We start from the raw sequence: 13,962 nt of genomic DNA on the forward strand, positions 1-13,962 counted from the left end.
GCACGAATGGGCGACAGGGCGACTGGGCAACTGCGCGCGTTTGTATACATAAGCGGGAAGTTGAGGCCCACTATCCCTTCGGAAGGCCCTTTGTGTATACACTGAGGCCATGCGAGCACGTGACCGGGCGTACGAAGCCCTCCGGGAGGACATCGTCTCCTGGCGCCTGGCCCCCGGCACCGTCCTCGCTGAAGTCGAACAGGCCGAACGGCTCGGAGTGAGCCGCACCCCGGTGCGGGAGGCGCTCTCCCGGCTCACCGCGGAAGGGCTGGCCGTCGCCGAGCGGCGGCGCGGCGTCGTCGTGGCGGAACTTTCCGTGGGCGACCTCGATCAGCTCTTCGAACTCCGCGAGACCCTGGAGAGCCGGGCGGCGGCACTCGCCGCGAGCCGCGGAGACCGCGAGCGCTTCGCGCGCCTCCACGAACAGTTCGTCACGGCGGAGTCGCTCCTGGGCGCCTCGTCCGAAGTGGACGGCTACTACCGGCTGGTCGGCGAGCTCGACGACGCCCTGGATGAGGAGTGCGGCAACGCGTACCTGGCGCTGTCCCTGCGTCAGCTCCGTCCTCACCTTCAGCGTCTGCGCCGCCTGGCCCACGACAACCCCGGCCGGCTGCGCGACTCCTCGCGGGAGCATGCGGCGATCGCCGCCGCCGTCGCCGAGGGCAATCCCGGCCTGGCCGCCGCGGCCACGACCGTCCACCTGCACGCCAGCCTGGATCACCTCCACCACAGCCAGCGGGGCCGCGGCATCCTGTCGCCGGCCCGCGATGTTCACGACACCACCCCACAGGAAAGCGAGTCACGGTGAAAACCCACAACGTCCGCGTCCACCGCAGCGATGAGAACCTGGCCCGTGAGGACCAGCTGGCCCACAAGATCGCCCGCGTGGCCACCGATCCCGTCGCCGTCGACCCCGACGTCACCGACATGATCATCAACCGCATCATCGACAACGCCTCGGTGGCCGTCGCGTCGCTCAACCGGGCGCCCATCGTGGCGGCGCGGGCTCAGGCGCTCACGCACTCACCCTCCACCGGCGGACCCGGCGCCACCGTCTTCGGCATCCAGGAGCGGGTCTCCCCCGAGTGGGCCGCCTGGGCCAACGGGGTGGCGGTCCGGGAACTCGACTACCACGACACGTTCCTCGCCGCCGATTACTCCCACCCGGGGGACAACATCCCGCCGCTGCTGGCCGTCGCGCAGCACGTCGGCTCCTCCGGCGCGGATCTCATCCGCGGCATTGCGACCGGGTACGAGATCCAGGTGGACCTCGTGAAGGCCATCTGCCTGCACGCCCACAAGATCGACCACGTGGCGCACCTCGGGCCGTCCGCCGCCGCGGGTCTCGGAACACTGCTCGGCCTCGACACGGAGACCGTCTTCCAGTCCGTCGGCCAGGCACTCCACACCACCACCGCCACCCGGCAGTCCCGTAAGGGCGAGATCTCCACGTGGAAGGCGCACGCCCCCGCGTTCGCCGGCAAGATGGCCGTGGAGTCCGTGGACCGCGCCATGCGCGGCCAGACCTCCCCCGTGCCGATCTACGAGGGTGAGGACGGCGTGATCGCGTGGATGCTGGATGGTCCCGACGCCTCCTACGAGGTGCCGCTCCCCGAGCCGGGCGAGTCCAAGCGCGCGATCCTGGACACCTACACCAAGGAGCACTCGGCCGAGTATCAGGCGCAGGCCTGGATCGACCTCGCCCGCAAGCTGCATGGCGAGCACCCCGAGCTCACGGACCCGGCGAACGTCGCGAGCATCGTGATCCACACGAGCCACCACACGCACTACGTGATCGGTTCCGGCGCCAACGACCCCCAGAAGTACAGCCCGACGGCGAGCCGCGAGACCCTGGACCACTCCATCCCGTACATCTTCACCGTCGCACTCCAGGACGGCCGCTGGCACCATGTCGACTCCTACGCCCCGGACCGCGCAGCCCGCCCGGACACCGTGGAGCTGTGGCACAAGGTGACCACCGAGGAGGACCCCGAGTGGACGCGCCGCTACCACTCCCTGGACATCGCGGAGAAGGCGTTCGGCGGCCGCGTCGTCATCACCCTCACGGACGGCCGCGTGATCGAGGACGAGATCGCCGTCGCGGACGCTCATCCGCTCGGAGCCCGGCCCTTCGCCCGCGAGCAGTACATCGCCAAGTTCCGCACCCTCGCGGACGGTCTCGTGGAGCCGGCCGAGATCGAGCGCTTCCTCGACACGGTGCAGCGCCTCCCGGAGCTCGCCGCCGGTGAACTGGACCAGCTGAACATCCAGGCGGCCCCCGGCGTGATCGATCTGGCCTCCGCGCCGAAGGGCCTCTTCTGATGCTGTACTCGACGCGCACCCCCGAGCAGAAGCGCCGCGAGCTGAGGGATCTGCTGGCCTCCGGCCGCACCGTCCAGTTCCCCGGGGCGTTCAACCCCCTGTCCGCCCGGCTGATCGAGGAGAAGGGGTTCGACGGCGTCTACATCTCCGGCGCGGTCCTCGCCAACGACCTGGGGCTGCCGGACATCGGGCTCACCACGCTGACGGAGGTGGCGACGCGTGCCGGCCAGATCGCCCGGATGACGGATCTGCCCGCACTCGTCGACGCCGACACCGGCTTCGGCGAACCCATGAACGTCGCCCGCACCGTGCAGGAGCTGGAGAACGCCGGGCTGGCCGGCTGCCACATCGAGGACCAGGTCAACCCGAAGCGCTGCGGCCATCTGGACGGCAAGTCGGTGGTGGACGTCGAGACCGCCACGCGGCGCATCCAGGCGGCGGCCCAGGCGCGCCGGGACCCCGGCTTCCTCCTCATGGCCCGCACCGACATCCGGGCGGCCGATCGACTGGAAGCAGCCCAGGAACGCGCCCGCGCCCTCGTGGCCGCCGGCGCCGACGCGATCTTCCCCGAGGCCATGAAGACCCTGGAGGAGTTCGCCGCCATCCGGGAGGCCGTGGACGTGCCGATCCTGGCCAATATGACGGAATTCGGGCAGAGTGAGCTGTTCACCCTGGAGGAACTCTCCTCGGTGGGCGTGAACATGGTCATCTATCCCGTGACACTGCTGCGCAGTGCGCTGGGCGCGGCGGAGCGGGTGCTGGAGACCATCAAGGCGGACGGCACCCAGCAGGCCGCCGTGCCGGACATGCTGACCCGTGCCCGGCTGTACGAACTGGTGGACTATCCCGCCTACAACAGCTTCGACACCGGGGTCTTCAACTTCCAGGTGCCGGGCACACCGCGATGACTCATCGGGCTGTCACACCGCTCGAAGCCAATTCACAGGAAACAGTCCCAGAATCACACCGATAGGCTTCATTCGACGAAGGAGTCACCATGAGCACCACACCCCAAGAGACCGAGATCAAGAAGGGCCTGGCCGGCGTGGTGGTGGATTACACCGCCATCTCGAAGGTCAATCCGGACAGCAATTCGCTGCTCTACCGCGGCTACCCGGTGCAGGAGCTGGCCGCGGCCAAGAGCTTCGAGGAGGTCGCCTACCTGCTGTGGAACGGGGAACTGCCGACCCCCGAGCAGCTGGAGGAGTTCCAGGCCCGCGAACGGGCCGGACGAGCCCTGGATCCCGTGCTGAAGACCGTGATCGACGCGCTGCCCGTGGGCTCCCATCCGATGGACGTCTGCCGCACGGCGGCCTCCGTCCTGGGCGCCCGGCATCCGCAGGCGGAGGACTCCAGCCCCGAGGCGAACCTTTCAAAGGCGATCGATCTGTGGGCCGCGATGCCCGCCGTGGTCGCCTACGACCAGCGACGCCGGCACGGCCAGGACGCCGTCGAACCCCGTGACGACCTGGGATACTCGGCGAACTTCCTCTGGATGACCTTCGGCGAGGAGGCCGACCCGGCCGTGGTCGACGCGTTCAACGTCTCGATGATCCTGTACGCGGAGCACTCCTTCAACGCCTCCACCTTCACGGCCCGGGTCATCACGTCGACGCTCGCTGATCTGCATTCGGCCGTCACGGGCGCCATCGGCGCCCTGAAGGGGCCGCTGCACGGCGGCGCCAACGAGGCCGTCATGCACACATTCGAGGAGCTGGGCATCGATCCCTCCGAATCCGCCGAGGACGCCGCCGCCCGGGCGAAGACCTGGATGGAGGAGGCGCTCGCCGCCAAGAAGAAGATCATGGGCTTCGGCCACCGCGTCTACAAGCACGGCGATTCCCGCGTGCCGACCATGAAAGCCGCGCTGGACGCCATGATCGAACACTACGGCCGCCCCGAGCTCCTCGGTCTCTACAACGGGCTGGAGCAGGCCATGGACGAGGCGAAGAGCATCAAGCCGAACCTCGACTACCCTGCCGGCCCCACGTACCACCTCATGGGCTTCGACACTCCGACGTTCACGCCGCTGTTCGTCGCCAGCCGGATCGTCGGCTGGACGGCTCACGTCATGGAGCAGGCAGGCGCGAACTCCCTGATCCGCCCGCTGAGCGCCTACAACGGCGTGGAGGAGCGGCACCTGGGCTGACGCCCGGGACGCCACGACGACGGCGCGCGGTCACCTCCCCGGTGGCCGCGCGCCGTCGTCGTTCAGCATCCGGTTCAGGCAGCGGCGTCCGGATCAGGCAGCCGGGAACGGTTCTGCGCATGGTCCCCCGAAGGTCCACTCGACGCCTGCGACGGCGTGATTGTCGTCGGCCAGGGTGACCGTGACATCGAAGGGTTCCGGCGAGCCGCCGGACACCGCCTGGGCCGCGCGGGTCAGGGCTTCCTCCAGCCAGTGGCCTGCGTCGGGCCACATGCGGCGGAACGGCAGACCGTCCAGGCCGTGCCATTCCGGGGAGATCTCCTCGCTCGGGGACACCTCGCCCTCCCAGCGGTCCGCGGCGTACACCACGGAATTCATGTCCCAGCTCGGCTGGGCAGGGAAGACGAACCGGACCGTGCCGAGCTTGGCCAGGGCCTCCTGCGGCACTACGACGTCGACCTCCTCCCAGACCTCCCGCTGCAGGGCCTCCTCCGGGGTCTCCCCCGCCTCGACATGGCCGCCGATGGCCACGACCTTCCCCTGCCCGAAGCCTCGTTTCTTGAGGCCGAGGAGAACATCCCAGAGAGCGGGATCCCCTTCCAGGCCCGAGGCGCCCGAGGGGCGCAGGAGGAAGCACAGGACGACAGGAGCGGCAGTCATGCTGCTCATGCTATCGGGGCCGGAACCCCTGTGCGGTGGGCCCGGGGCGGTCAGGTGGAGGACTTCGCGCCGAAGGACACGCCATCCAGGACGATCTGTTGGACATTTGGCTGCCCAATGGTGATACTGGTGTGAGCGCATCCACCTCACCCCGAGTGAGCACCGCACTTCCCCTGGCGATTCCCGCGGGGTTGAAGAATTTCTGCCTGGCCGGCAAGAGGCCTCTCTTTTATCGCGCCAATTTCCCGAAAATACCGCCAGAAACAGGCCCAGAACTTTCTTCAAAAGAATATTTATATGCCCTTGACGAGGGACGAAGCCCACTTCTAGGCTCATTTCAACACCTTTGAATATCAGGTGTTATTCCGTAAATATTCGCTTTGTCCAAAGGAGAACAAGTGAGCACTGCACTGACAATTGCACCCATCGTGGAGACCGAGCCGGGTCACGTGATGCCGAGGCAACTGAAGGAACTCGACTTCGAAACGGGCGGGTCCCTCGTGACCCCGGCGAAGATGGACGGAGACACGGTGACCCTGTCGTCGTCGTGCTCCTCTGCTCGTCCCACCTCGCCGAAGGCGCCGTAGGCGCGGAGGTCGAATCATCGTGAGCACCACCTACGTCGTGGCCGAGGGCGTCCGGCAAGCCGATTTCGAAGATTCCTTCGTCCTCGTGTGCGGAAGCTCGATCGTCCGCTTCCGTGAACATCAGGAATTGGCCCGTGAACTGTTCCAGTTTCTCGGCACGCCCCGCACGCTCGACGAGGTGGCGGAAGGCGTTCCTGGTCTGGGTGGCCAGGAACGCCTTCTGGGCGCACTCCGCTCGGCCGGTGTCGTCTCGGCCCTCCGGGGGCCACAGGAACGGCTGGGCGGACTTCCGCCCTTCGACCCGCGAACTGACCGGCCGGCGCTCCGCCTCGACGTCCCGGAACGCTGGGAGACCCGGGCGAGGCAGGTCCTGAGCGTCTTCACCGCCGTCGACATCGAGGATCGTGATTCCGAGCGGACCGATGTCCCGGTGCTCGTCATCCGGCCCTCGGTCCAGGACGCGATCGACGTCTGCCGCGAGGCCTGGAGACGGGGCGAATGCCACGTGCCGGTCGTCCCGTTCGACGGCGGCAAACTCGTCGTGGGGCCCGCCGTCCTGCCGGGCACCAGCGCGTGCTTCGAATGCCTCGTCATCCGGAGGGCCGCCACCACCGACTGGCCGGATGAGTACCTGAGGTTCCATCAGACGATCCCGTCGGAGGACTTCCCGCCCCACGATTTCGCGCTCGGGGTCCACCTCGCGGCACGGCTCGCCGTCGCCGCCTTCTACCGTGACGCCAACGATCTCATCGGGTCGTGCAGCGTCATCAACCCTGGAACCCTGACCAGTTACAACTCGAGAGTTTGGAGTGTGCCGCGGTGCCCCTCGTGTTCACAGACCGGGAGATCGTCAACCAGCTATCCTTGGCTCGCCCCAGCCTCCTCCGCAGCGGGCTGGCCGGTCCCGACGTCGGCCTCATCCCCGGCATCAAGACCCTGAGGATGGGCCCCGGTGCGATGAGTCTTCCGGCCCTCATCGACCGCTCCCCTGATCTGCCGCGTTTGCTCGAAGCCTGCCTTCCGGAAGAGGCCTCCTGCGGTTTCGGGATCGGCGCTGATCAGCTGTACGGGTCGGCCGGCGGTGAGTTCATCGAACGGTATTCGGCGGGGTACCTTCCCGACGTCTTCGACGCTCCGCATGAGGAGGAGATCATCCCCGCCACGGAGTTCATGCCGTTCACCGAGGAACAGTACGCGCAGCCCGGCTTCTCCTATGCCCATCCCGACACGGTGGAGGATCTGCCGTACGTCAGCGTGCACCGCGCGGTTGACCACTCGGTCAGAGCCGTACCCGCGGACCTGGTCCATCTGAACCCAGGTGACCGGACCCGCTGGTGCACCGTCACCTCCAACGGTCTCGGAGCCGGCCGAAGCTATGCGATGGCGGCGCGGGCCGCGGTCTTCGAGCTGATCGAACGGGACGGCTTCCTGCGTGCCTGGTACCGCAGGACATCCGGCGCCACCCTGCGGATTCCGGAGACCGTCCCCGGGCACTTCTCCCCCGCCTTGCGGGGAGCGTGCCGGCAACTGGAACTCCAGGGGGTGACCGTCACCCTGGTCCGGCTGGAGGGTCCCGGCGGACTGCCCGTGGTGCTGTCCTGCGCCCGCTCGGACCGTGTCGGGCTCGCCGTGGGCTGTTCCTCCAAACCGGACATCGGCGCGGCGATGACGGCGGCGTTCGTCGAATCCCTGCACACGTACAACTGGGGCCTCGCCGAGGCGGCGGCGTCGTCGATGCCGACGGAGGTCGAATCGCTGAGGGATCACATCGCCTTCCACTCCCGGCCCTCGAACCGGCACTTCAATGAGTTCCTGGACTCGGGACCGGCCGTGACCGAGGCGGAGTTCCTCCGTGAGGGGATCCACCCGTTGCCCGCGGCGCTGTTCGCACTGGAGGGCGCCGGCTGGCAGGTGTACCTGGCGGACGTCCGGTCGCCCGACGTCGCATCGCAGGGCTGGCACGTGATCCGCGCCCTGAGTCCGCAGGCCGCCACCCTGGACGTCGACGAGCCGCACCTTCGTCAGCATCCCGACGCGGTGCACACCACCCCTCATCCCTTCCCCTGACCTCTCCGGAGACACTTCATGCAGCAGCAATGGGCACTCGCCACCCCGGCGTACGACGATCCCGCGGAGACGTTCCACGTCGCCTCGAAACTCAGTCTCTGGACGAGCGGCTCCGCCACCGGGACCTACTCGACCGAACTCAGCACCGATCCCGAGGCACTGAGAATGCTGGGCCGTCCGCATCCGCCGTACCTGTCCTCCGAACGCCATGCGCTCGACCCCGCGGGGCCGGCCTCCCCGGTCACCGCCGCGCTCCGTCACCGACGCTCGGCGACCCGCTTCGCCCCGCTGCCGGTGAGCTCCGGGATCCTCAGCAGCATCCTCCGGGAATCGGCCTGCCTCACGGTGGAGCAGGGGCGCGGCGCCCCGTCGGCCGGGGCCCTGTACCCGATCGACATCTACCTGGCCGTGGCCGCGGTGGAGGGTGTCTCCCCCGGGATCTACGCCCTGGATCCGCACGAAGCCGTGCTCCATCGGCTTCCTGTGCGCGTCGATCCCCGGGAGTTCCTCCGGGACTGTCTGGTGTTCCAGAACCTGGCGGACGCCTCGGCGTTTCACGTGTTCTTCGTCGGGAGTTTCCTGCGCCAGCGGATCAAGTACGGGCAGCGGGCTTACCGGTTCTCACTGATCGAGGCCGGGCATCTGGCGCAGGCCATGATGATGTGCGCCGACGAGGCGGGGATCGGATCGTGCGCCGTGGGAGGGTTCATCGACCAGAAAGTGGACGATTTGCTGTGCCTCGACGGCGTGGAGCAGTCCGTCATCTACAGTGTTGCTTTCGGACATGTCAACAAGGAATCGGGGGACCTGACATGACGGCGATCGTGTCGTGGGAGAACGTGGTCAAGGACTACCGGGGGAAGGCGGCCCTGACGGGCTTCTCCCTGGAACTGGGGGCGGGCGTCCATTGCCTCCTCGGTTCCAACGGAGCGGGTAAGTCGACGGCTCTGAACATCCTGACCGGAATCCGGCAGCCCACCTCGGGCACGGCGACCGTTCTGGGGCAGCGGGTGGTCCGAGGAGGGCCCCAGGCACGGCACGTCAGCTGCGTGCCACAGGCGGTGACCTTCCCGCCGACGCTCAAAGTCAGTGAAGTGCTCAGGTTCATCTCCGTGCACTACCCGGATCCTCTGGACTTCGCCGCGGTCCAGGACGCCCTGTCGCTCGAGGGAATCCTCGACAAGCAATGCGGCGGCCTCTCGGGCGGGCAGCTCAGACGGCTCGGTATCGCCGGCGCCATCATCTGCAACGCCCCGGTGATCATCATGGACGAACCGCTCGCCGGTCTGGACATTGAGGGCCGGGCCCAGGTGCGGAACATCATCCTCGAGCAGCGGGACCTCGGCAGGTGCATCATCATGGCGTCTCACGATTACGGCGAGATCGAAGCGACGGCGGACACCGTCACCCTGGTCAAGGACGGCAGGAACATCCTGAGTGAGGGCATCGAGACCGTGAGACAGCGCCTCGGTCTGTATCAGCTCAGCTTCTCCGCCGCGGCGCCGCTCCCGGCAGCGGTCCTCGAGCTCGGCGTCGTCGAGCCGGCGGGGGCCGGTCGCTACCGATTGGTCACCGAAGACCCCGACGCGGCCAGCAGGATCCTGCTGGAGGTCCTGGACGACCCGAGACTGAATGTCCTGCAGTCCTCGTTGGAGGATGCCGTGAGCATGATTCTGAGCGAGGAGAAGGCATGAAGTTCGTCGCCGAGTACGTCCGCATCCAGGTCCTGGAGCTCCTCCGGCTGCCCTCCTTCTTCCTGCCACTCATCGCGCTCCCCGCGGCGTTCTACCTGATGGTCGGAGTCCGCGCGGACCTTCCGGCAGGGCAGATCCTCTTCAGCTACCTCGCCTTCGCGATGCTGGGCACGATGATGTTCCAGTTCGGCGTCGGCATCGCATCCACGCGAAATGATGCGTGGAGTCTGTATCTTCTGAGCCTCCCGGTGCCCTCCAGAGTGCGTGTGCTGTCGCAGCTGATCGCCGGGCTGTTCTTCTCGGTGCTCTTCTCCGTGCCGCTCCTGGTCCTGGGAGTGGTCAACGGGGCGGTCTTCTCCGTGGCGCCCGGGAGGTTCCTGTGGGCTGTGGGGGCGTTGATCCTCGGAGGCCTGGTCCACGGCGCCCTCGGACTCGCGCTCGGCTACTGGCTGCCCGCCCGCGGAGCCGTGCCGATCACGAATCTCATCTACTTCCCCCTGGCTTTCGTCGGTGGACTCTTCGGAGCCTGGGATCTGGGCGCCCTGCAGCCGCTGCACACGTTCAGCCCCACAGGGGCCTGGTCGGACCTCATCACCTCGGCGCTCCACGGCGAAGGCAATGGCTTGGCGCTGATCATCCTGGCGTGCTATTTCCTGCTCTGCGGAGCCGTGGCCGTCTGGGGCTACCGGCGGGTGGAGCAGACGCAGTACCGGTGAGGGGCTGGGCGAGGGCCCCGCGCGGGTGTGCTCGCGGCTTCGCCTTCAGCGGCTAGGTTGCCGGGCCCATGGGCGTGGGGCGGTCCGTCACGACCTCGTAAACGAGGTCGGTGGTGATGGACCCGATCCTCGAGAAGCGCGACGTGATGCGTTCGAGGTCAGCCATGTCGCGTGCGAGGACCTCAATGCTGTAGCACGCCTCACCGGTGATGCGCAGACAACGGACCACTTGCGGTTCCTGGTCGATGACTGCTTTGACCTGGTCGAAGAGCGAACCGTGCACCTTCATCCGGATGACTGCGTGCAATCCGAATCCTGCGCTGGACGGAGGAACGGACGCGCGGTAACCCGTGACGATGCCCCGCTCTTCGAGCCTGAGCAGCCTGCTACGCGTCGCAGATGTCCCGAGGTGCACGGCGTGAGCCAGCTCGGTCAGCGGCGCCCGAGCGTCAGTCTGAAGCGCACGGATCAGAGCAGCATCCACGCTGTCGACGGATTCATGATCGGTCATCTCGCCATGGTGCCGCAAAAGCGACGGCGAAACCTCTATTCTCCCGTCGAAATTGTCCTCCGAATCCACTCGGTATCCCTCTAACGTGGAACCAACGGAAGGGATTCACCAATGGCGACAACACGATTTTTCTGGGTGGACGTCTTCGCACAAACCCCGCTGACGGGAAATCCCCTGGCTCTCGTACCCGAGGCCGACGACCTCACGCTCGAGCAGATGGTCGCGATCGCGCGCGAGTTCAACCAATCAGAAACGACGTTCCTGGTCACGCCAGCCCTGGACGGCGCAGACATCCGGTTACTCTCTTTCACCCCCGAGGGGTTCGAAGCGCTGGGAGCCGGGCATAACGCGATGGGGGCCTGGATCTGGCTCGCCGGTCACGGCGGCCTTCCTCCGGAACGCCACGAATTCCGGCAACAGATCGGGCAGGACATCCTCCCCGTGCGCATCGACCGCTCCCCCGATTCCGCCGTGGTTCGAGTGACGATGCAACAGTCCGCACCTCGATTCCTGGGCCGCGTCCTTGACCGAGAATCCCTGGCAGCCGCCCTGTCCTTGGCGACCGATGATCTGCTGGCCACTCCCGGCCCCGTGGTCGCCTCGACAGGGGCGGAGCACTTGCTGGTCCCCGTGGCGTCCCGAGACGCTATCGACCGTACGGCGCCGGACTCTGCCCGTCTGAAGGCGATTCTGGCGCACAGTGGCGCAGAGGGGTGCTATGTCTTCACGACTGAGCCGGGTGCGGACGGGTATGACGCGTATACGCGATTCTTCAATCCCACCGTCGGAATCGCGGAAGATCCCGCCACCGGAACAGCCGCCGGTCCCCTGGCCGCCCTTCTGGCCAAGGAATCCCCGGCCGTCGCCGGCCACGAGTTCCGCATTTTGCAAGGCAACGCGGCGGGTCGTCCGAGCGTGCTGAGTGTCGTCGTCAACGATGACCGCGTCGAACTGTCCGGCTCCGGTCTGGTCGTCGCGGAAGGGACCCTGTTCCTCTGAACCTCTTCCCTCATCCCCACCCGATGAGCGGCGGGGACACCTGATCCTGTGTGGTGAACGCGTGAACGGCGGTCAGGACGATCAACAGCACCGCCCACACGGAGCTCAGCACGATGCCTGCCACCGCGAGCGCCCGTCCTTCGCCCTTCGGTCCGTCGATCCGGTGGAGCGCTACGACGCCGAGGACCAGTCCCGTGGGCGGTGGCAGGAGGCAGCAGAGGAGCGAGCTGAGAGCGAGAGTGGGCTTCCCGGTGTGCCGCGTCGTGGCAGGATTGCGCGTGCCACCGGCCTGGCGCTGTGTCATGGGTCCCCTCCCGAAGTGTGCACGACCGTCGACCGACCGTCGCCCTTTCAGGATGATCCTGCTCCGCCGGGATGGCAACGCTTCGGATGCCAATGCTTCAGATCGCAGTGGTCCAGGGGCGGAGTCTTCGTACTCAGCGGTTCTTCACGGCCCGGCGGTAAAGGGCCACGAAGCTCACCCCGAGCAGAACCACCACCACTCCGATGCCCCACAAAACAGGGGTCAGCGCCTGCGTGTACACGTCGCCGTGCCCCGGCTGCCCCGCCGCGACCTGGTCCGCGATCCCCACCGTACCGGGCTGGGCCCGCACCGCCGCGGTGAGGACCACGGCATACAGCGCGACGAACAGGGCTTCGCTCCCGATCCGGAAGAAGTTCAGGAGCCCCGCGGCCGTCCCGCTCCGCTCGGCCGGCACGAAGCTCAGCGCACTCCCGTCGACGACGCCGAGCGGCAGTCCGAACCCGGCGCCGGCCAGGATCATGGGCAGCACGGTCCACCACACCGGCACCTCGGGACGCAGCGCGAAGAACCCGGCCGCCGCCAGCACGAGGCACACCAGCGCCGCCAGACTGACCACCCCGGCGTCGATCCGTGGATGCCTGGCCCTGACCCGGTGGACCAGTGGCGGGGCGAGCAGCACCGGAAGAGTCATCACGAGCATCAGGGTTCCCGCGCCACCGGCCGTGAACCCGTGGATCGCCTGCAGCGCTGCGGGCAGATAGGTCAGGAACGTCACGAACCCGACCGCCCCCGCCACCGGGATCAGCACCATCGCGAGGAAACCGGGATTGCGCAAGAGCCCGACGTCGAACAGTCGGCTTCCGGAGGCGAGCGCGGTCCTCGGCAGGCGGCGCAGTGCGCGGCTGCCTGCCAGCGCAGCGAGAAGCACGACGGCATGGACGACGAAGACGGCCCGCCAGCCGAGCAGGCCGATCAGGACCCCGGACAGGCTGGGACCGGCCGCGAGCCCCAGGCCGTTCACCATGCCGAACGCCGCGAAGGCCCTGGCACGGGAGGGTCCTTCGAACGCCGAGTGGATCGTCGCCGTCGCGCCGGTGATGACTGCGGCCGAGCCGATGCCCGCGAGGACCCGGGCGACGTCGAGCACCAGGAGGGACGGGCTCGCCGCGCTGAGGATCGAGCCGAGAACCACCGCCAGCACGCCGAAGAAGAAGGCCCGGCCCGGGCCGATGCGATCCGCGATCGCTCCCCACATGAGGGTGCAGACGGCGAAGGCGAGGTTGAAGCCGTTCACGATCCCCTGGAGAAGCACGGGTTCGGCGCCGAGTTCGACCGAGATCGCGGGAAGGCCCACAGCCGTCCCGGCGATGGACAGCGGGATGACGAATTGCGCCAGCAGGATGACGGGGAGCACCGCGCGGGACGGCGCGGTCGTGGTCGGTGGGGACGAGGCACGGACGGTCATGAAGGTACGCCTTTGAACGAAGGTACGAGCTATGACGAACCTATGATGCCCATCGTCGAAGGTATGATGCAAGTAGAACCCTGAGGAGGCGAGGACATGGCGGACGCGGAAGGCCACCCCGAAACGGCGGAGATCGAGCTGGGCCAGGTACTCAGCGCGCTCAGCGACCCGCTGCGCCGGCAGGTGATTCACGACCTGCTGCACAGCGAGCCCGGGATCGAACGGACCTGCACCAGCTTCGGCCTGCCCGTCACGAAGTCGACCCGCACCCACCACTTCCGGGTGCTTCGCGAGGCAGGACTCGTGCGACAGGTCGACCGGGGGAACATGCGAGGCGTCACGCTCCGCCGCGAGGACATCGAGGAACGCTTCCCCGGCCTTCTGAACCTCATCGCCCAGGACGACGCGTAGGCCAGGGCACGCCCTTCGAGTGCACAACGGATTCCCCGGCAGGAAACACCGGCCATAACGCCCGTCCAATTCTCTCGCAATCCCCTCGGATACTTTCTCCCATCCGGCCCATGACG

16 protein-coding genes are annotated in these 13,962 nt (G+C 67.6%); 12 read left to right on the forward strand and 4 right to left on the reverse strand.

Annotation, left to right across the window (positions count from 1 at the left end; translation table 11 throughout):
• Positions 1-109: 109 nt before the first annotated feature.
• The 4 genes from BLV63_RS12455 (at position 110) to BLV63_RS12470 (ending at position 4,471) form a co-directional block, all read left to right on the forward strand.
• Positions 110-808, forward strand: a complete 699-nt coding sequence (locus BLV63_RS12455) for a GntR family transcriptional regulator (RefSeq protein ID WP_074784279.1) — start codon at positions 110-112, stop codon at positions 806-808.
• The gene (locus tag BLV63_RS12460; RefSeq protein ID WP_066215698.1) at positions 805-2,322 is read left to right on the forward strand and encodes an MmgE/PrpD family protein; all 1,518 of its coding nucleotides are present in this window, start codon (positions 805-807) and stop codon (positions 2,320-2,322) included. Before BLV63_RS12455 ends, BLV63_RS12460 begins: the two co-directional genes overlap by 4 nt.
• Positions 2,322-3,230 (forward strand): methylisocitrate lyase, encoded by a 909-nt coding sequence (gene prpB, locus BLV63_RS12465; RefSeq protein ID WP_066215700.1) that lies wholly within the window; start codon positions 2,322-2,324, stop codon positions 3,228-3,230. The genes BLV63_RS12460 and prpB overlap by 1 nt, the downstream gene beginning before the upstream one ends.
• Positions 3,231-3,319: 89 nt before the next feature.
• Complete coding sequence (locus tag BLV63_RS12470) at positions 3,320-4,471, forward strand: bifunctional 2-methylcitrate synthase/citrate synthase (protein WP_066215702.1); 1,152 nt, start codon at positions 3,320-3,322, stop codon at positions 4,469-4,471.
• Positions 4,472-4,564: 93 nt separating this feature from the next.
• On the opposite strand, the gene BLV63_RS12475 is transcribed toward BLV63_RS12470, so the two are convergent.
• On the reverse strand, positions 4,565-5,131 hold the full coding sequence (locus BLV63_RS12475; protein WP_066215703.1) for an 8-oxo-dGTP diphosphatase: 567 nt from the start codon (positions 5,129-5,131) through the stop codon (positions 4,565-4,567).
• Positions 5,132-5,529: 398 nt separating this feature from the next.
• Here BLV63_RS12475 and BLV63_RS12480 point away from each other — a divergent pair, with 398 nt between their 5' ends.
• From BLV63_RS12480 to BLV63_RS12505, 6 genes are read left to right on the forward strand one after another with little or no spacing between them, the layout of a single operon-like run.
• On the forward strand, positions 5,530-5,718 hold the full coding sequence (locus tag BLV63_RS12480) for a hypothetical protein (RefSeq protein ID WP_066215705.1): 189 nt from the start codon (positions 5,530-5,532) through the stop codon (positions 5,716-5,718).
• 19 nt (positions 5,719-5,737) lie between these two features.
• Positions 5,738-6,658 (forward strand): TOMM precursor leader peptide-binding protein, encoded by a 921-nt coding sequence (locus BLV63_RS12485; RefSeq protein ID WP_066215707.1) that lies wholly within the window; start codon positions 5,738-5,740, stop codon positions 6,656-6,658.
• Complete coding sequence (locus BLV63_RS12490) at positions 6,583-7,785, forward strand: YcaO-like family protein (protein ID WP_066215709.1); 1,203 nt, start codon at positions 6,583-6,585, stop codon at positions 7,783-7,785. The genes BLV63_RS12485 and BLV63_RS12490 overlap by 76 nt, the downstream gene beginning before the upstream one ends.
• Before the next feature lie 18 nt (positions 7,786-7,803).
• Entirely contained in the window at positions 7,804-8,601 is a 798-nt protein-coding gene (locus BLV63_RS12495) for a SagB/ThcOx family dehydrogenase (RefSeq protein ID WP_066215711.1), read from the forward strand.
• Complete coding sequence (locus BLV63_RS12500; protein ID WP_066215713.1) at positions 8,598-9,479, forward strand: ABC transporter ATP-binding protein; 882 nt, start codon at positions 8,598-8,600, stop codon at positions 9,477-9,479. The genes BLV63_RS12495 and BLV63_RS12500 overlap by 4 nt, the downstream gene beginning before the upstream one ends.
• Entirely contained in the window at positions 9,476-10,195 is a 720-nt protein-coding gene (locus tag BLV63_RS12505; RefSeq protein WP_066215715.1) for an ABC transporter permease, read from the forward strand. Before BLV63_RS12500 ends, BLV63_RS12505 begins: the two co-directional genes overlap by 4 nt.
• A gap of 52 nt (positions 10,196-10,247) precedes the next feature.
• Here BLV63_RS12505 and BLV63_RS12510 read toward each other — a convergent pair whose 3' ends face one another.
• Complete coding sequence (locus tag BLV63_RS12510; protein ID WP_066215777.1) at positions 10,248-10,706, reverse strand: Lrp/AsnC family transcriptional regulator; 459 nt, start codon at positions 10,704-10,706, stop codon at positions 10,248-10,250.
• A gap of 111 nt (positions 10,707-10,817) precedes the next feature.
• On the opposite strand from BLV63_RS12510, the gene BLV63_RS12515 reads away from it, so the two are divergent.
• Positions 10,818-11,705, forward strand: coding sequence for a PhzF family phenazine biosynthesis protein (locus tag BLV63_RS12515; RefSeq protein WP_066215717.1), 888 nt, complete (start codon positions 10,818-10,820; stop codon positions 11,703-11,705).
• A gap of 10 nt (positions 11,706-11,715) precedes the next feature.
• On the opposite strand, the gene BLV63_RS12520 is transcribed toward BLV63_RS12515, so the two are convergent.
• The gene (locus tag BLV63_RS12520; RefSeq protein ID WP_066215719.1) at positions 11,716-12,009 is read right to left on the reverse strand and encodes a DUF4190 domain-containing protein; all 294 of its coding nucleotides are present in this window, start codon (positions 12,007-12,009) and stop codon (positions 11,716-11,718) included.
• Between the two features lie 133 nt (positions 12,010-12,142).
• A complete protein-coding gene (locus BLV63_RS12525; protein WP_066215721.1) occupies positions 12,143-13,435 on the reverse strand; it encodes an MFS transporter in 1,293 nt (430 codons plus the stop codon).
• A gap of 96 nt (positions 13,436-13,531) precedes the next feature.
• On the opposite strand from BLV63_RS12525, the gene BLV63_RS12530 reads away from it, so the two are divergent.
• On the forward strand, positions 13,532-13,846 hold the full coding sequence (locus BLV63_RS12530) for an ArsR/SmtB family transcription factor (RefSeq protein ID WP_066215723.1): 315 nt from the start codon (positions 13,532-13,534) through the stop codon (positions 13,844-13,846).
• Positions 13,847-13,962: the final 116 nt, after the last annotated feature.

This window comes from Arthrobacter woluwensis, assembly GCF_900105345.1.
Taxonomy (GTDB): domain Bacteria; phylum Actinomycetota; class Actinomycetes; order Actinomycetales; family Micrococcaceae; genus Arthrobacter_E; species Arthrobacter_E woluwensis.

What these genes read in the sequence shown, in the direction of transcription:
- BLV63_RS12530 (WP_066215723.1), top strand. Translation starts at nt 13,532, where the DNA reads ATGGCGGACGCGGAAGGCCACCCCGAAACGGCGGAGATCGAGCTGGGC.
- BLV63_RS12500 (WP_066215713.1), top strand. Translation starts at nt 8,598, where the DNA reads ATGACGGCGATCGTGTCGTGGGAGAACGTGGTCAAGGACTACCGGGGG.
- BLV63_RS12470 (WP_066215702.1), top strand. Translation starts at nt 3,320, where the DNA reads ATGAGCACCACACCCCAAGAGACCGAGATCAAGAAGGGCCTGGCCGGC.
- BLV63_RS12455 (WP_074784279.1), top strand. Translation starts at nt 110, where the DNA reads ATGCGAGCACGTGACCGGGCGTACGAAGCCCTCCGGGAGGACATCGTC.
- BLV63_RS12525 (WP_066215721.1), bottom strand. Translation starts at nt 13,435, where the DNA reads ATGACCGTCCGTGCCTCGTCCCCACCGACCACGACCGCGCCGTCCCGC.
- BLV63_RS12515 (WP_066215717.1), top strand. Translation starts at nt 10,818, where the DNA reads ATGGCGACAACACGATTTTTCTGGGTGGACGTCTTCGCACAAACCCCG.
- BLV63_RS12520 (WP_066215719.1), bottom strand. Translation starts at nt 12,009, where the DNA reads ATGACACAGCGCCAGGCCGGTGGCACGCGCAATCCTGCCACGACGCGG.
- BLV63_RS12495 (WP_066215711.1), top strand. Translation starts at nt 7,804, where the DNA reads ATGCAGCAGCAATGGGCACTCGCCACCCCGGCGTACGACGATCCCGCG.
- BLV63_RS12475 (WP_066215703.1), bottom strand. Translation starts at nt 5,131, where the DNA reads ATGACTGCCGCTCCTGTCGTCCTGTGCTTCCTCCTGCGCCCCTCGGGC.
- BLV63_RS12510 (WP_066215777.1), bottom strand. Translation starts at nt 10,706, where the DNA reads ATGACCGATCATGAATCCGTCGACAGCGTGGATGCTGCTCTGATCCGT.
- prpB (WP_066215700.1), top strand. Translation starts at nt 2,322, where the DNA reads ATGCTGTACTCGACGCGCACCCCCGAGCAGAAGCGCCGCGAGCTGAGG.
- BLV63_RS12505 (WP_066215715.1), top strand. Translation starts at nt 9,476, where the DNA reads ATGAAGTTCGTCGCCGAGTACGTCCGCATCCAGGTCCTGGAGCTCCTC.